18 protein-coding genes are annotated in these 16,086 nt (G+C 73.7%); 12 read left to right on the plus strand and 6 right to left on the minus strand.

Annotation, left to right across the window (positions count from 1 at the left end; translation table 11 throughout):
• The first annotated feature begins 2 nt into the window (after positions 1-2).
• The 3 genes from AB0N29_RS08735 (at position 3) to AB0N29_RS08745 (ending at position 2,387) form a co-directional block, all read left to right on the plus strand.
• Positions 3-1,148, plus strand: coding sequence for an acyl-CoA dehydrogenase family protein (locus AB0N29_RS08735; RefSeq protein ID WP_302269080.1), 1,146 nt, complete (start codon positions 3-5; stop codon positions 1,146-1,148).
• Between the two features lie 123 nt (positions 1,149-1,271).
• Positions 1,272-1,583, plus strand: coding sequence for a GNAT family N-acetyltransferase (locus AB0N29_RS08740; RefSeq protein WP_364865869.1), 312 nt, complete (start codon positions 1,272-1,274; stop codon positions 1,581-1,583).
• A complete protein-coding gene (locus tag AB0N29_RS08745) occupies positions 1,584-2,387 on the plus strand; it encodes a VIT family protein (protein WP_364865871.1) in 804 nt (267 codons plus the stop codon).
• Here the strand turns inward: AB0N29_RS08745 and AB0N29_RS08750 are convergent.
• Positions 2,351-3,109 (minus strand): GTP pyrophosphokinase family protein, encoded by a 759-nt coding sequence (locus tag AB0N29_RS08750; RefSeq protein WP_302269083.1) that lies wholly within the window; start codon positions 3,107-3,109, stop codon positions 2,351-2,353. The two genes, AB0N29_RS08745 and AB0N29_RS08750, sit on opposite strands and share 37 nt — an antisense overlap.
• Positions 3,110-3,183: 74 nt before the next feature.
• Here AB0N29_RS08750 and thpR point away from each other — a divergent pair, with 74 nt between their 5' ends.
• Positions 3,184-3,753, plus strand: coding sequence for an RNA 2',3'-cyclic phosphodiesterase (thpR, locus tag AB0N29_RS08755; protein WP_302271757.1), 570 nt, complete (start codon positions 3,184-3,186; stop codon positions 3,751-3,753).
• Between the two features lie 23 nt (positions 3,754-3,776).
• Here thpR and upp read toward each other — a convergent pair whose 3' ends face one another.
• A complete protein-coding gene (upp, locus tag AB0N29_RS08760; RefSeq protein WP_364865874.1) occupies positions 3,777-4,418 on the minus strand; it encodes a uracil phosphoribosyltransferase in 642 nt (213 codons plus the stop codon).
• Positions 4,419-4,521: 103 nt separating this feature from the next.
• Between upp and AB0N29_RS08765 the strand changes: the two genes are divergently transcribed.
• Positions 4,522-5,016: a tRNA adenosine deaminase-associated protein gene (locus tag AB0N29_RS08765; protein ID WP_302269085.1), complete on the plus strand. Its 495-nt coding sequence runs from the start codon at positions 4,522-4,524 to the stop codon at positions 5,014-5,016.
• 26 nt (positions 5,017-5,042) lie between these two features.
• Complete coding sequence (locus tag AB0N29_RS08770; protein WP_302271758.1) at positions 5,043-5,474, plus strand: nucleoside deaminase; 432 nt, start codon at positions 5,043-5,045, stop codon at positions 5,472-5,474.
• Between the two features lie 16 nt (positions 5,475-5,490).
• Here the strand turns inward: AB0N29_RS08770 and AB0N29_RS08775 are convergent, their stop codons facing one another.
• From AB0N29_RS08775 to AB0N29_RS08790, 4 genes are read right to left on the minus strand one after another with little or no spacing between them, the layout of a single operon-like run.
• Positions 5,491-6,447 carry a sugar kinase gene (locus tag AB0N29_RS08775; RefSeq protein WP_364865876.1) on the minus strand — a complete coding sequence of 319 codons (957 nt, stop codon included), beginning with the start codon at positions 6,445-6,447 and terminating at the stop codon, positions 5,491-5,493.
• A complete protein-coding gene (gene eda, locus AB0N29_RS08780) occupies positions 6,444-7,001 on the minus strand; it encodes a bifunctional 4-hydroxy-2-oxoglutarate aldolase/2-dehydro-3-deoxy-phosphogluconate aldolase (RefSeq protein ID WP_364865878.1) in 558 nt (185 codons plus the stop codon). Before eda ends, AB0N29_RS08775 begins: the two co-directional genes overlap by 4 nt.
• On the minus strand, positions 6,998-7,765 hold the full coding sequence (locus AB0N29_RS08785) for an SDR family oxidoreductase (protein WP_364865879.1): 768 nt from the start codon (positions 7,763-7,765) through the stop codon (positions 6,998-7,000). Before AB0N29_RS08785 ends, eda begins: the two co-directional genes overlap by 4 nt.
• The gene (locus tag AB0N29_RS08790) at positions 7,762-8,754 is read right to left on the minus strand and encodes an alcohol dehydrogenase catalytic domain-containing protein (RefSeq protein WP_364865881.1); all 993 of its coding nucleotides are present in this window, start codon (positions 8,752-8,754) and stop codon (positions 7,762-7,764) included. Before AB0N29_RS08790 ends, AB0N29_RS08785 begins: the two co-directional genes overlap by 4 nt.
• A gap of 154 nt (positions 8,755-8,908) precedes the next feature.
• Between AB0N29_RS08790 and AB0N29_RS08795 the strand changes: the two genes are divergently transcribed.
• The 6 genes from AB0N29_RS08795 to AB0N29_RS08820 all read left to right on the plus strand — a co-directional run bounded on the left by AB0N29_RS08795 (position 8,909) and on the right by AB0N29_RS08820 (position 16,026).
• Positions 8,909-10,108, plus strand: coding sequence for a CoA transferase (locus AB0N29_RS08795; protein WP_364865884.1), 1,200 nt, complete (start codon positions 8,909-8,911; stop codon positions 10,106-10,108).
• Between the two features lie 113 nt (positions 10,109-10,221).
• Entirely contained in the window at positions 10,222-11,232 is a 1,011-nt protein-coding gene (locus AB0N29_RS08800) for a LacI family DNA-binding transcriptional regulator (protein WP_302269092.1), read from the plus strand.
• A gap of 319 nt (positions 11,233-11,551) precedes the next feature.
• Positions 11,552-12,898 (plus strand): ABC transporter substrate-binding protein, encoded by a 1,347-nt coding sequence (locus AB0N29_RS08805; protein ID WP_364865888.1) that lies wholly within the window; start codon positions 11,552-11,554, stop codon positions 12,896-12,898.
• Positions 12,899-12,989: 91 nt separating this feature from the next.
• Positions 12,990-13,964 (plus strand): sugar ABC transporter permease, encoded by a 975-nt coding sequence (locus tag AB0N29_RS08810; protein WP_302269094.1) that lies wholly within the window; start codon positions 12,990-12,992, stop codon positions 13,962-13,964.
• Positions 13,964-14,926, plus strand: a complete 963-nt coding sequence (locus AB0N29_RS08815; protein WP_302269095.1) for a carbohydrate ABC transporter permease — start codon at positions 13,964-13,966, stop codon at positions 14,924-14,926. Before AB0N29_RS08810 ends, AB0N29_RS08815 begins: the two co-directional genes overlap by 1 nt.
• Positions 14,926-16,026, plus strand: coding sequence for a Gfo/Idh/MocA family oxidoreductase (locus tag AB0N29_RS08820; protein WP_364865892.1), 1,101 nt, complete (start codon positions 14,926-14,928; stop codon positions 16,024-16,026). The genes AB0N29_RS08815 and AB0N29_RS08820 overlap by 1 nt, the downstream gene beginning before the upstream one ends.
• The last annotated feature ends 60 nt before the right edge of the window (positions 16,027-16,086 follow it).

Consider the following 16,086-nt stretch of genomic DNA (forward strand, 5'->3'; position numbering starts at 1 on the left):
CCATGAAGCGCGACATCTACGACGAGGACCACGAGGCGTTCCGCGGCTCGGTCCGTGAGTTCCTCGAGCGTTCGGTCCTCCCCCACGTGGAGGAGCACGCCGAGGCGAAGGCGATCCCGCGGGAGTTCTGGCTCGAGGCGGGCAAGCAGGGCTTCCTCGGCCTGGAGATCCCCGAGGAGTACGGCGGCGCGGGCGCGGGCGACTACCGCTTCAACGCCGTCCTGATGGAGGAGCTGAACAAGGTCAACGCCGCGCTGGGGTCGTGCTGGGGCATCCACGCCGACATCACCGCGCCGTACCTCGTCGAGCTGGGCACCGAGGAGCAGAAGCAGCGCTGGCTGCCGGGGGTGGCCTCGGGCGAGATCCTGCTGGCGATCGGCATGACCGAGCCCTCCGGCGGCTCGGACCTCGCGGCGCTGAAGACCACCGCCGTGCGCGACGGCGACGACTGGGTCATCAACGGCTCGAAGACCTTCATCACCAACGGCTACTCCGCCGACCTGGTCGTCACCGCCGTGCGCACCAGCCCGGAGAAGAAGGCGCGCGGCATCACCCTGTTCGCGATCCCGGCGACCGCCGAGGGCTTCAGCCGCGGGCGCAAGCTGGACAAGGTCGGCCAGCCCGAGTCCGACACTGCGGAGCTGTTCTTCGAGAACGTCCGCCTGGGCGACGACCACATCATCGGCGAGGTCGACTCCGGCTTCATCCACATGATGCAGAAGCTCCCCCAGGAGCGGCTCGGCTGCGCGATCTGCAACCTGGCGCACGCCAAGCAGATCTTCGAGGAGACCGTCGCCTACACCAAGGAGCGCACCGCGTTCGGCGCCCCGGTCGGCTCCTTCCAGCACAACAAGTTCCTGATGGCCGACATCGACACCCAGATCGACGTCAGCCAGGCCTTCATCGACCGGTGCGTCGAGCTGCACGACAAGGGCGAGCTCACCCCCACCGACGCGGCCAAGGCCAAGCTGTGGACCTCGGAGATCCAGAACCGGATCCTCGACCACTGCGTGCAGCTGCACGGCGGCTACGGGTTCATGAACGAGTACCGCGTGGCCCGCGCCTGGCGCGACGCCCGCGTCTCGCGGATCTGGGCCGGCTCGAACGAGATCATGAAGGAGCTCATCGGCCGCGACCTCGGCCTCTGAGCGAGCTGGGGCGTGCCGGGCGGGGCGCGGGCCGGAGAACCGCCACCGCCCGGCGACCCTGCCGCACCCGTCCGACCCAGCCGCACCCGTCCGTCCCGGGCGGACCCTCACTACGCTCGGGGCATGACTGGTGTCGCGATCACGCACAACCCGGGCAAGAGCCGCTACGAGGCGACGGTCGACGGTGAGCCGGCCGGCTTCGCGGAGTACCAGCTGACCGACGAGATCATCGTCTTCACCCACACCGAGGTGGACCGGCGCTTCGAGGGCCGCGGCGTCGGGTCGGCGCTGGCGCGGACCGCGCTCGACGAGGTGCGCGCCGAGGGGGTCCGCCAGGTGCTCCCGATCTGCCCCTTCATCAAGGGCTGGATCGGTCGCCACCCCGACTACCACCACCTGATGTACGGCGCGCCGCGCTCGACGGCGGTCGACTGAGTGGCCGAGGGCCGGCCGATCCCCACCCCGGGCCCCACCTCGGGCCCCACCTCGGGCCCCACCTCGGGCCCCACCCCGGGCCCCACCCCGCCACCCGCCCCCGGGCCGCACGAGCGCGAGCCGCACGGCGGGGGCCTGCGGGGTCGGCTGAACTGGCTGCGCGCCGCCGTGCTCGGCGCCAACGACGGCATCGTCTCCACGGCGGGCATCGTGGTCGGCGTCGCCGGCGCGACGACCGACCGGGGCGCGATCGTCGTCGCCGGGAGCGCCGGTCTGCTCGCCGGCGCGATGAGCATGGCCGCCGGGGAGTACGTCTCGGTCTCCACCCAGCGCGACTCCGAGGAGGCGCTGCTGGCCCTGGAGGAGCGCGAGCTGCGCGAGGACCCCGAGGACGAGCTGGCCGAGCTGGCCGGGATCTACGTCGGCAAGGGACTGACCGAGGACCTCGCCCGCCAGGTGGCCGAGCAGCTGACCGCGCACGACGCGCTCGCCGCGCACGCCGAGGCCGAGCTCGGCCTGGACACCGAGGACCTGACCAGCCCCTGGCGGGCGGCGCTCGCCTCGATGGCGGCGTTCACGGTAGGGGCGCTGCTCCCGCTGCTCACCATCCTGCTCGTCCCGGCCGGCGCGCGGGTGGCGGTGACCGTCCTCGCGGTGGCGCTGGCGCTGGTGCTCACCGGGTGGAGCAGCGCGCGACTGGGCCACGCACCGCCCGGCCGCGCGGTCGTCCGCAACGTCAGCGGCGGACTGCTCGCGATGGCGGTGACCTACGCGGTCGGGTCGCTCCTCGACGTCGACGTCTGAGCGCTCCCCAGGCGGCGCAGGGAGTCGATCAGGTCGGTCGCCGGCAACGACCCCGGGCCGGACCGGAGGCGCTCGACCAGCCCACCGGCCAGCGGCTCGAGGCCCTGCACCTCCTGGTGCAGCCGCTCCATGGTCGCGTCGAGCGCGTAGGCGGTGTCCGAGGCCTCCTTGAGCCCGACGAGCAGCTCGGCCGGGACGTCGCGGCGGTACTTGTAGTAGATCTTGTGCTCGAGGCTGGCCCAGAAGTCCATGGCGATGGTGCGGAACTGCACCTCCACCACGACCGGGACGGTGCCGCCGGAGAGGAAGACCGGCACCTCGACCAGCGCGTGCAGGCTGCGGTAGCCGTTGGGCTTCGGCTCGGCGATGTAGTCGCGCAGCTCGAGCGTGCGGACGTCCTCCTGGGCCATCAGCAGGTCGACGACGTGGTAGACGTCGGAGACGAAGCTGCAGGTCACCCGCACGCCGGCGACGTCGGTGATCCGCTCGCGCACCAGCGACAGCGGGTCGGGTCCGTCGAGGTCGATCCCGCGCCGCTCCATCTTCTCCAGCAGGCTCTCGGGCGACTTGAGCCGGGAGCTGACCTGCTCGATGGGGTTGTAGTCGTGCAGGTGGGCGAACTCGTCGCGCAGGATCGAGAGCTTGGTGACGACCTCGTCCATGCCGAAGCGGTGCTCGAGCAGGAACCGCCGCACGATCTCGTCCCAGGCCCCCTCGCTCACGCCCCTCAACGTACGCCGCCCGGCGCCGCCGGCCGCAGGCGGCTGCCACCCCGTCGTACCCTCGCGGCGTGCGGATGTTCGCAGCCCTGGTCCCGCCCGACGACGCCCTCGAGCACCTCGAGGAGTTCCTCGAGCCGCGGCGCGACGCGGGCCGGTTCCGCTGGGCCTCGGCCGAGCAGCTGCACGTGACGCTCGCGTTCTACGCCAGCGTGCCCGACCGCTGCCTCGACGAGCTCGTGGAGCGGCTGGGCACGGCCGCCGCGCGGCGCACCCCGTTCGCGGCGCGGGTCGCCGGGGGCGGCGCCTTCCCCGACCCCGCCCGGGCGCGGGTGCTGTGGACCGGTCTCGACCTCGACGACCCGGGCGCCACCGAGCTGGACCGGCTGGCCGTCGGGTGCCGCGCGGCCGCGGTGGCCAGCGGGGTCGAGGTCGACGGCCAGCGGTTCGTCCCGCACGTCACGCTGGCCCGGCTCGGCCGCCCGGCCGAGGTCACCCGGTGGGTGCGGCTGCTGGACGCCTACGCGGGGCCGGCCTGGACGGCCGACCGGGTGACGCTCGTGCAGTCGCACCTGGGGGAGGGGCCGCGACGCCGCCCGCGCCACGAGGTCGTCGCCGAGCTGCCCCTGGGGCCGGCCGACGGCTGAGGGACGGCGGCTGGCCTGCCGGGTCAGCCCGCGACGCCGTACAGCCGGTCGCCGGCGTCGCCGAGGCCCGGGACGATGTAGCCCTTCTCGTCGAGCCGCTCGTCGACCGCCGCGGTGACGACCGTGACCGGCACGTCGAGGTCGGCGAGCTCCCGCTCGAGCCGCTCGCAGCCCTCGGGGGCGGCGAGCAGGCAGATCGCGGTGATGTGGTCCGCGCCGCGGTCGGTGAGGAACTTGATCGCCGCGGCGAGGGTGCCGCCGGTGGCCAGCATCGGGTCCAGGACGTAGCACTGGCGCCCGGAGAGGTCGGCGGGCAGCCGCTCGGCGTACGTCGAGGCCTTGAGGGTGTCCTCGTCGCGCACCATGCCGACGAAGCCGACCTCGGCGGTCGGCAGCAGGCGCATCATCCCGTCCAGCATGCCGAGGCCGGCGCGCAGGATCGGCACGACCAGCGGCCGGGGGGAGGCGAGGGCGACGCCGGTGGTCGGCGAGACCGGCGTGCGGATCTCGACGTTCTGGACGCGCACGTCGCGCGTGGCCTCGTAGGCCAGCAGCGTCACCAGCTCGTCGGCGAGGTGCCGGAACGTCGGTGAGTCGGTGCGCTCGTCGCGCAGGACGGTCAGCTTGTGGGCGACGAGCGGGTGGTCCACGACGTGGGTGCGCATGGGCCGAACTCTAGAGGTCCCCACCGGAAGGGGGTTGGCCGCACGGCAGGGGTCTGCGACGCTGGAGGACCTCGCACCCTCGCCGCGCCGGAGGAGGAACGACATGCCCGACCCGCTCGACCAGCTCGACGCCGTCGACTTCGCCGTGGCTGCGTACCGCGAGGACGGCAGGTGGACCGTCGCCGAGCTCGTCCACGACCACCTCGACGACGTCACGACCCTGGCGAGCGGGCTGCGCCGCCTGCCCGGCGACGCCGGTGCCGTCGGCATGGTCGCCGTCGACGAGGACTTCTTCCTCGTCGTGCGCGTGGCGGGCCCGAGCACGCGCGTGCTGCTCTCCGACATCACCGCGGCCGACGAGTGGGAGCTGGCCACCTCCGCGGTGGAGTTCCTGCGCCTGCCGATGCCCGAGGACGAGGACGACCAGGTCCCGGCCGGCGACCTCGACCTGCTGGGCGACCTCGGTGTGCCCGCGATGGACCTGGCCGCCCTGCTCGACGACCCCGACCTCTACCCCGACGAGGTGCTTTCCGACGTCGCGCGGCGGCTCGGGTTCGGCGAGCTCTTCGACGACGCCGTGGGGCTCACCTCGGCGTGACCGCAGCACTGCGCTGGCGCGGGCCCATGCTCGCCGCCCTGGCCGAGGCGCGCGCCGCGCTGGCCACCGGCGACGTACCGATCGGCGCGGTCGTCCTCGACCCCTCCGGCGCGGTGGTCGGCACGGGTCGCAACGTGCGGGAGGCCGACGCCGACCCGACCGGCCACGCCGAGGTGGTCGCGCTGCGCGAGGCCGCCCGTGCCCGCGGCGAGTGGCGGCTGGACGGCTGCACGCTGGTGGTCACCCTCGAGCCCTGCACCATGTGCGCCGGCGCGGCCGTCCTCGCCCGCGTCGAGCGGATCGTCCTCGGCGCCTGGGACCCCAAGGCCGGCGCGGTCGGCAGCCTCTGGGACGTCGTCCGCGACCGCCGGCTCAACCACCGCCCCGAGGTCGTCGGGGGCGTCCTCGCCGAGGAGTCGGCCGCCCTGCTCGAGGACTTCTTCCGCGCCCACCGCTGACCCGCGGCGACCGGCCTCAGCGCCGGACCGCCTCCCCGCCGTCGAGCAGGCCGAGGTCGTCGCGGGTCGGCAGCCCCTCCCAGTCACCGGGGCTCGTGCACGCGAACGCCCCGCACCGCACGGCCGTCCGCAGCCGGTCGGCGGCCGGCGGGCCGGCCACCAGGTCGGCGAGGTAGCCGGCCACGAAGGCGTCGCCCGCCCCCACCGTGTCCACGACCGGCACCGCCACCGCCGGCACCACCAGCCGCTCGCCGCCGACCACGGCCGCGCAGCCGCGCTCGCCGAGCTTGAGCACCGCGTCGCCGCCCGACGCCTCGGCCAGGGCGTCGAGCAGGTCGGCCGGGTCGGTGGCCGAGGTACCGGTGAGCAGCCGCGTCTCGTCCTCTCCGGCGAAGACGACCGAGGCGGCGCGGGCGAGGGACGCGTACGACGCGCGCGGGTCGCGCCCGCGCCAGACCCCGTCGCGGTGGTTGACGTCGAAGGAGACCGGGACCCCGGCCGCCGCGGCCTCGGCCAGCGCGGCGTCCACGGCTGCGGCCGCCGAGGCGGACAGGCCCGGGGTGATGCCGGTCAGGTGCAGCACGTCGGCGCCGGCGACCAGGCCCGGCGGCAGGTCCGCGGGCGAGAGCCGGCTGCCGGCGCTGCCGGCGCGGTAGTACCAGACGCTCGAGGACACCGCGGACCGTCGCTCCTTGACCATCAGCCCGGTCGGCGCGTCGGGGTCGCGCACCGCCGCGAGGTCGACGCCCTCGGCGCGCAGCTCGCGGAGCACGCGGGCGCCCAGCGGGTCGTCACCGACCCGGCCGACCCAGGTGGCGGCGGCCCCCAGGCGGCGTACGCCGATCGCGACGTTGCTCTCCGCGCCGCCGATCCCCAGCTCGAGCGCCGCCGCGTGCGGGAGCGCGGTCGACGAGCTGGCCAGCGCCATGGTCTCCCCGAGCGTCACCACGGACGAGCCGGACCGGGTCGTCACGAGGCGTCCGCCAGGAGCCAGCTGCCGCTCACGGCGAGGACGGCGTCGAGCGCGAGGTACTCCGCGGCCGACGCCGCGGTGACCCCGCCGCTCGGTACCAGGCGCAGCCCGGGGAACGGCCCGGCGAGCGCGCGGACCATGGCCGGCCCGCCCAGCTCGCGCGCCGGGAAGAGCTTGACCAGGTTGAGGCCGAGGGAGAGCGCGGCCATCACCTCGCCGGGCGTCGCGACGCCCGGCAGGACCGGGACGCCGAGGGCGAGGCAGCGCTCGACCACCGGGGCGCTGAACCCGGGCGTGACGACGAAGGCGGCGCCCGCGTCGACGACGCGGTCCACCTGCTCGGGCACCAGCACGGTCCCGGCGCCCACGAGCACCGGACCGCCGGCGGCCCGGGCGAGCGCCGCCTCGGCCACGCCCGTGCGCAGCGCCACCTCGAGGGTCCCGGTGCCGGTCGCCCCGAGCCGGTCGACGGCGGCGAGCGCGTTGTCCACCGACGCGGGGGTCACCACCGGCAGCACCCGGTCGCGGGCGAGCAGGTCGCGGAAGCCGGTCACCGCCCCAGCCAGCCGCCGTCGACGGGGAGCACGATCCCGTCGACGTAGTCGGAGGCGCGGCTGCACAGGAAGACGGTGGCACCGGCGAGGTCGTCGGCCCGGCCCCAGCGACCCGCCGGGATCCGCTCGAGGATCGACCGCGAGCGGTCGGGGTCGTCCTGGAGGGCCTGGGTGTTGTCGGTCGCGATGTAGCCCGGCGCGATCGCGTTGACGTTCACCCCGCGTCCGGCCCACTCGTTGGCGAGCGCCTTGGTGAGCCCGGCGACGCCGGACTTCGAGGCGGTGTAGCCGGGGACGTTGATGCCGCCCTGGAAGCTCAGGAGCGAGGCGGTGAAGACCACCTTCCCCGAGCCCCGCTCGAGCATCGGGCCGGCGAGGGCCTGGGTCAGCGCGAACTGCGAGCTGAGGTTGACCTGCAGCACCTCGTCCCAGAGCTCGCGGGCGTGCTCCACCGCCGGCTGGCGGCGGATGGTGCCGGCGTTGTTGACGAGGATGTCGGGTGCCCGCTCCGCGAGCCGGCGACCGAGGTCATCGACGGCCGCGGCGTCGGCGAAGTCGCAGCGGACCGCCTCGAAGCGGCGACCGGCCGCGGTCACGGCCCGGCCCACCTCGGAGGCCTGCGGGTCCTCCTCCAGCTGGGCGCTCACCCCGATGACGTCGGCCCCGGCCGCGGCGAGGGCCTCGGCCATCGCCCGACCGATGCCGCGGCGGGCGCCGGTGACGACCGCCAGGCGGCCGGTGAGGTCGAAGGGACCGGTGCTCATGCGCCGGCCTCCTGGCAGTCGACGAGGACCTTCATGGCCTGGCCGGACTCCAGCGCGGCGAACGCGTCGGCGACGCGGCTGATGCCGACGACCTCGGTGACCAGGCCCGCGGCCGGCACGACCCCGGCGGCCAGGAGTTCCACGGCGCGCTCGAAGTCGGTCCGCTCGTAGACGCGCGCGCCGAGCAGGCGCAGCTCGCGCCAGAAGACGCGCTGGAGGTCCACCGGGACCGGCCGCGGGTGGATCGCCACCACGACGACCGTGCCGCGCACCTTGGCGACCGAGGTGGCGGCGAGGACGGCGGGTGCGGCACCGGACACCTCGAACACCACGTCGGCGCCGGCTCCACCGGTCCGCTCGTCGACGGCGCCGACGAGGTCGGCCGCCGTCGGGTCGAGCGTCTCCAGCCCGAGCCCCTCGACCAGCGCGCGCCGGCCCGGGTCGGGCTCGGAGACGAGCACCTCCGCGCCGGCGTGGCGGGCGACGATGCCGATGAGGACACCGATCGGACCTCCGCCGAGCACGACGACGCGGTCGCCGGCGCCGAGCCCGGAGCGGCGTACGTCGTGCACCGCGACGGCCACCGGCTCCACCAGTGCGGCGTGCTCGAGGGAGAGGTCCCGCGGCAGCGGCACGAGGAGGTCGGCACGGACGTTCCAACGCCCCTGCAGGGCGCCGGGGGAGTCGATCCCGACGAAGTCGAGGTTCTGGCAGACGTGCTGGTGCCCGGCCCGGCAGGCAGGGCAGGTGCCGTCCCAGTCCAGCGGCATGACCGTCACCGGGTCGCCCGTGGCCCACCCGGTGACGCCCTCGCCGACGGCGGCGACCCGCCCGGACATCTCGTGGCCGATGACCGCGGGCATCGAGACCCGGGCGTCCATCGACCCGTGCAGGATGTGCAGGTCGGTGCCGCAGATGCCGACGTACGCCACCTCGACCTGCACCTCGCCCGGACCCGGGGGTGCGGGCTCGGCCTCTCCGACGGTCATGGTCCGGTCTCCGACGTACGCCGCGGTCAGCATGCTGCTCCTGGGGGTGAGGCCGCGGGTCTGGCGGAAGCGGTTGCCCCGGACGCGGCAGGGGGCCTATTGTTGCGCAAACGATTGAGCACGTGTCAAGGGACGCGGCGGTGAAGGAGGTGTCGTGCTCGAGCCGGACGACCTCCCCCTCGCGGGCACGACGGTCCTCGACTTCAGCCAGTTCCTGGCCGGCCCGGTGGCGGCGCTGCGCCTGGCCGACCTCGGCGCGCGGGTGATCAAGGTGGAGCGACCGGTGACCGGCGAGATCGGCCGGACCCTTGCCTTCGCCGGCCGCTGGAAGGACGGCGACACGCTGTCCTTCCACGCGATGAACCGTGGCAAGGAGGCGGTCGTGGCCGACCTCAAGGACCCCGGCGACCTGGCCCGGGTCAAGGCGCTCGTCGCGCGGGCCGACGTGCTCATCCAGAACTTCCGTCCGGGCGTGATGGAGCGGATCGGCCTCGATCCCGCCGCGGCGATGGCGCTGAACCCCGGGCTGGTCTACGCCAGTGCGTCGGGGTACGGCGTCGACGGCCCGTGGGCCGGCCGTCCCGGCCAGGACCTGCTCGCCCAGTCGGTCGCGGCCCTGCCGTGGGTCACCGCGACCGGCGACCGGCCGGTGCCCGTCGGGCTCGCGATCGCCGACCACCTGATGAGCTGCCACATCGCCGAGGGCGTGACCGCGCTGCTGGTCCGCAAGGCGCGGACCGGTCGCGGCGGCCTGGTGGAGACCAGCCTGCTCGAGGGGGTCCTGGACCTGCAGGTCGAGCTCCTCACCGCCCGGCTCAACGACCCGGCGCTTGCCTCGGGCCGCGGGCCGCACTCGGCGCACGGCTACCTCCCGGCGCCGTACGGCCTCTACCCGACCGCCGACGGCCACCTCGCGATCGCGATGGCGCCGGTCGACCGGCTCGGCCGGCTGCTGGGGGTCGAGGAGCTGGCCGCGCGCGCCGACCCGGCCGCGTGGTGGGACGACCGCGCGCGCATCGAGCGGCTCCTCGCCGACCGGCTGCGGACCGCGCCGACGCGCCGGTGGCTGGAGGTGCTCGACGCCGCCGATGTGTGGTGCGCGCCGGTGCTCACCCTCGAGCAGCTCATCGAGCACCCTGCCTTCGAGGCGGTGGGCATGACCCAGGTGGTGGAGCGGCCGCCGGCCGAGCCCGGCGGCGAGCCCGTGCGGCTCACCACCACGCGCAGCCCGATCCGGATCGACGGCGAGGTGCTGACCTCCGGGCGCGCGGCACCCCGCCTCGGGGCCCAGGGTCGTCTCGCCGACGGCGCCGACCCCTTCGCCGACCCCTTCGCCGCGCACGGCGACGGCTAGGCGGCACGCGCGTGGACGGGCCCGGTCGGCGGGCGACACCCGCGACCCCGGCCGGCCCGGAGAGCTCGCCGAAGCCGGCGACCGGCGTCGCGGGCGGCAGTAGGGTGCGATCCATGGCCACCCTGGGCGACGTCGCCGCGCGTGCCGGCGTGTCGATCTCCGCGGTGTCCCGGGTGCTCAGCGACGCACCCTCCGCCAGGGTCAGCGAGGGGACGCGCCAGCGCATCCTCGACGCGGCCAAGGAGCTGCACTACCGGCCGAACTTCGCCGGCCGTGCCCTGAAGTCCGCGCGCACCCAGGTCATCGGCCTGGTCGTCCCCGACCTCACGAACGCGCTGTTCACCGAGCTGATGCACGGCGCCGAGGACGAGGCGGCCGAGCGGAAGTACACCGTGCTCCTCGGTCGCTCCGACGACGTGCGCCCGGGCGGCGAGGTGATCGCGCGGCTGATCGGGGAGGGCCGGGTCGACGGCATGGTCGTCCAGGTCGGGGACGGCGTCCCGCCGGCCGGCCTCGGGGAGCTGCTCGCCTCGCAGGCGCCGATCGTGCTGATCAACTCGGCCTACCCGGGCCACGTCGGCTCGGTGGCGCTCGACGACGAGACCGGCGCCCGGATCGCGACCGAGCACCTGCTCTCCCTCGGGCACGAGCGGATCGCCTTCGCCAACGGGCTGCCGCGCTCGTTCACGGCCAAGCGCCGACGGGTCGGCTACAAGGCCGCGATGACGGCGGCGGGCCTCGCGGTCCCCCGCGGCTACGAGACCCGGCTGGGCTACACCGCGGAGAACGGGCGTACGGCGCTGCGCCGCCTGCTGGCGCTCGAGCCCAGGCCGACCGCCGTGGTCGCCGCGAACGTCAACGCCGCGGTCGGCATGCTCGCCGAGGCGCGTGCTGCCGGGATCGCGGTGCCGCGCGACCTCTCCGTGGTCTGCGTGCACGACTCCTGGACCGCGGAGAACACCTGGCCGCCGCTGACCGCGGTGCGCATGCAGTTCTACGCGATGGGCCGGACCGCGGTCCGCAGCGTCATCGCGCGCATCGAGCACGGCGAGATGGTCGACGCGACGATCACCGACCCCGCGCCCGAGCTGGTCGTGCGCGAGTCCACCGCACCGCCGGCCTGACGCGCCGGTCCCGTCCCCGGTCCCGTCCCCGGTCCCGTCCCCGGTCCCGTCCCCGGTCCCGTCCCCGGTCCTCGCCCGAGCCCTCGGAGGCGACCCCGGACCGTCGCCCGGAGAGTCTGGTCCAGACGGGCGCGCGCCGACGGAGCCCTTGACGGATCGCTCTTGAAACGTTTCGATCAGCGGCGCCGCTTCCGGAGTGAACGCGATCACGTCAAACGATTGACCAACCGAATGTGTCAGGTCTAACGTTTGAGCAGTTGCGGACGTCACGTCGCCCCGAGCGCGCGGAGTCCCCCGAAATCGCGAAGGAGCAAGGCCCATGAAGTCACCCGGTGCTCGTCTCGGGAAGAAGCGTGCTGCGGGAGCTGTCTCCCTGCTGGCCGCGCTCTCGCTGCTCGCCGCATGCGGCGGCGGCGACGGCGACGGAGGCGGCGCGTCCGCCGCCGACTCGCAGACCGACTCCGGCGGCGCGATCACGGTGTGGGTCGACCCGCCGCGCGTGCCGGCGGCCGAGGCCTTCGAGAAGGCCCACCCGGACATCGACATCACGATCAACCAGATCGACGGCACCGTGGGCGGCAAGTCGCTCCAGCAGCAGTTCGCGCAGTTCAACCAGGCCGGCAAGGGCTGGCCCGACGCGATCTTCTTCCCCTCCAACGACGACATCGCCTGGGCGAGCGGCGCCCAGATCGACTACGCCGCCGACCTCACCGAGCTGCTGCCCGACGTCATCGAGGGCTACGACGAGGCGGTCATCGCCCCCTGCGCGATCGACGGGGAGATCCGCTGCCTGCGCAACGACGCCGCCCCGGACGTGTTCTGGTACAACGCGAAGTTCTTCGAGCAGAACGGCTACGAGGTCCCCACCACGTGGGAGGAGTACGGCGACCTGGCCGTGCAGATCGCCGAGGAGCACCCGGGCAAGATCAGCGGCTTCACCGGTGACGCCTACGCCCCCGACCGCTACCTGTGGGCCTCCGGCTGCCCGACCAACGCCCGCCAGTCGGAGACCGAGGTCGTCATCGACCTCGACGACCCGACCTGCGTCCGCGCCAAGGACCTGCTCACCACGATGGTCGAGGCCGACGCGGCCTCCCCGCTCGGCATCTTCGACGCCGACGCCGCGAGCGTCGGCAAGGACCTGGTCATGAGCCCCGGTGCCGCCTGGTGGGGCGACTACCTCTTCCGCACCACCTGGAAGATCCCGGCCGGCGAGATGACCGCCGTCGAGCCGCTGGCCTGGGAGGGTGAGGACTCGCCGTCCACCGGCAACGAGGGCGGCGGCCTGTGGGGCGTCTCGTCCCACATCAAGGGCAAGCAGCTGGAGAACACCCTGGAGTTCGCCCGCTTCGTCGCCACCGACCCGGCCTGGCAGGTCGAGCTCTCCACCGGCCTCCCGGCGTACGGGCCGGTCCAGGGCGCCTGGGCCGAGAAGCAGGCGGAGGCGAAGTACTTCGCCGACAACGACACGACGTTCGAGGCCATGAAGGCGGCCATCAGCCACGTCAAGCCGGACCACGCCTACATGCTCTACAACACCGGCAGCGTCTGGACCGAGACGATCGCGCCCGCCCTCGTCGACGGCCAGCCGCTCGACGCCGCCTGGAGCGACTTCGGCACCGAGCTGCTGAACCAGGCCAAGGCCATGGGCTACACGGTCAAGTGACCTCACCCGGGCGGGCCGGGGCGGCGGAGACCCCGCAGCCCCGGCCCGCCCGCCGAGCAGCGCCCGCACGACCACGCGAGGAGACCCCAGCATGACGACCGCGCTCACCGAGGAGCGGGCGGCCGGCGCCCCTGCGCCGACCCCACCGGCCAAGCGCCCACGCACCCGACGGGTGTCGCGGCCGAGCGAGACCCGGGGCGCCTGGACGCTCATGGCGCCGTACGTCGTGCTGCTGATGATCGGCGGCATCATCCCGGTCGGGTACGCCGTGAAGACCTCGCTCGAGCGCTCGCCCACGCCGCTCGACCCGACCACGGGCTTCGGGGGCGTCGACAGCTTCAAGACCGTCTTCACCGACTACCGGTTCCTCGACACCTTCACCAACGTCTTCGCCACGCTCGTGGTCTGGCTGCCGATCATGATGCTCGGCATCGTCGGCCTGGCCCTGCTGATCCACGCCAGCCCGGGCCGGTTCGGCTCGACGATGCGCTTCGTCTACTACATCCCCGGCGCGCTGGCCGGCATCGCGAACTTCGTCCTCTGGGTCTACCTGCTCAACCCCGCCCAGTCGCCGATCGAGGGCTTCTGGAACGCGCTGGGCATCGAGACGATCAAGCAGGCCGTGGCCACGCCCGGGCACCTGCCCTTCATCCTCACCGCGATGATGTTCTTCCAGGGCGTCGGCTCCTGGATCATCGTGGTCAACGGCGGCCTCAACGGCATCTCCGAGGAGACGCTGGAGGCGGCCAGCCTCGACGGCGCGAACGCCTGGCAGCTCGCCTGGCACGTCAAGCTCCCGATCATCAAGCCCTGGATCGGCTACGCCGCGCTGATGAACCTGGCCTACGGGTTCCAGCTGTTCCTCGAGCCGCAGCTGCTCGACCAGGTCTCCAGCAACGCGCTGCCCGACCAGTGGACGCCCACCCAGCTGGGCTACGCGTTCGCCTTCAGCAACTACAACTTCCCCGCCGCGGCCGCGATGTCGTTGATCCTCCTCGTGATCACCCTCGTGATCGGTCTCCTCATCGTCTTCCGCAGCGGTCTCTTCGGCGAGGAGGAGCACTGATGACGCAGGTCGCAGTCCGGCCCCCGGTGGACCGGCCCACCCGGAACGGCGGTCGCCCGCGCGGCGTCGAGACCTGGAGCGCCGGCCGGCTGGCCCGCGTGGTGACCATGCTGTTCGTCGCCGCGATCTTCGCGCTCCCGGTCCTCGGGTTCATCGCCATGGCGTTCCGCTCCAACGACGGGGTCGCCGCCGGCGACGGCGGCTTCCTCGGCCTGGGCGACGTGTCGCTGGACAACGCCCGCTACAGCTGGTCGCAGGTCAACGGCTTCGGTCCCGACGGCGGGCTCTTCACCCGCTGGATGCTCAACTCCTTGGTGGTGGCCGGCGGCGGTGCGGTCCTCGCCGTCCTGGCCGCGCTCCCGGCCGGCTACGCGATGGCCCGGCTGCGCTTCCGCCTGCGCCGCGCGGTCCTGCTGGTCACGCTCGTCACGATGGTCATGCCGAACACCGTGCTGGTCATCCCGCTCTTCCTCGAGGTCAACGCCGTGGGAGCGGTCGGGGAGCTGTGGCCGGTGGCGCTGATCATGGGCTTCTTCCCCTTCGGCGTGTACCTCTCCTACATCCACTTCATGACGACCATGCCGCGCGAGCTGGTCGAGGCCGCGCGCATCGACGGGCTCACCGAGACGGCGATCTTCTGGCGGATCGGCCTGCCGATCTCCAAGCAGGCGGCCGTCCTGGTCACGTTCTTCGCCTTCGTCGCCAACTGGACCAACTTCTTCCTGCCGCTCGCCCTGCTCTCCTCGGTCCAGGACAACCAGACGGTCTCCATCGGCCTGCAGCAGCTCATCGGCGCCAGCCCGCTGTTCAACCCCACCGTCGCGGCCGGCCTCGACGTCAAGCTCTACATGCCGCAGCTGGCCCTGGCCACCTTCATCTCCATGCTGCCGCTGCTCGCCGTCTTCCTCGGCGCGCAGAAGTTCCTGATCCGCGGGGAGACGGTCGGGGCGGTGAAGGGCTGATGGAGCCCAGCCGGCTGCCCGAGCTGGACCCCCACCCGGGCTACACCCTCGCGCTGCCCGACCACCCGCGACCGATCGTGGTCCTGGGCGCCGGCGGCATCGTGCGGGACGCCCACCTGCCGGCGTACGCCAAGGCCGGCTTCGACGTCGCCAGCATCACCGACCTCCGGCTCGAGCGGGCCGAGGAGCTCGCCGTGCAGCACGGCGTGCCGGCGACGTACGACGACGTCGCAGCCGCCGTCGCAGCCGCGCCGGCCGACGCGGTGTTCGACGTGGCCCTGCCGCCCGAGGCGCACGTCGAGGTGCTCGAGCAGCTCCCGGACGGCGCCGCCGTGCTCCTGCAGAAGCCGCTCGGCAACCACCTGCCCGACGGCGTGCGGACCCGCGAGGTCTGCCGCCGCAAGGGCCTGGTCGCCGCGGTCAACACCCAGCTGCGCTTCGCGCCGTACGTCGCGGCCGCGCGCGAGCTGGTCGCGGCCGGCACGATCGGCGAGCTCTACGACCTCGAGGTCCGGATCTCGGTCAACACGCCGTGGGAGATGTTCCCCTACGTCCTCGACCTCGACCGGCTCGAGATCAACATGCACAGCGTCCACTACCTCGACCTGGTCCGCTCCTTCCTCGGCGACCCGACCGGCGTCTCGGCCGTCACCGTGCGCCACCCGGGGAAGTCGCACGCCAACAGCCGCTCGGACATCGCCCTGCACTACGGCGACCGGCCGGTGCGCGTGGTCGTCTCGACCAACCACGACCACCACTTCGGCGAGCGCCACGAGGAGTCGTTCGTGAAGTGGGAGGGCACGCGCGGAGCGGTCCGCGCGCAGCTCGGCCTGCTCCTGGACTACCCGCGCGGGGGCGAGGACCTGCTCGAGGTGGTCACCGACGACCGGCTCGACGAGGGCTGGCGGCCGGTGCCGTTCGAGGGCTCGTGGTTCCCCGACGCCTTCATCGGGTCCATGTCGGTCCTGCAGCGCCACCTCGAGGGGTCGATCCCCTCGCTGCCGACCTCGGTCGAGGACGTCTTCCGGACCATGGCCGTCGTCGAGGCTGCCTACCGGTCCGCCGCGGCCGGCGGCGAGCCGCCGCCGTACGACGCCTGACCGGCGCCCCGCATCCGCACCCGCACCCGCTCCTGCACCAGACACCGCCCCTCCGGAAGG

This window comes from Nocardioides sp. NPDC092400, from assembly GCF_040684155.1.
Taxonomy (GTDB): Bacteria; Actinomycetota; Actinomycetes; order Propionibacteriales; family Nocardioidaceae; genus Nocardioides.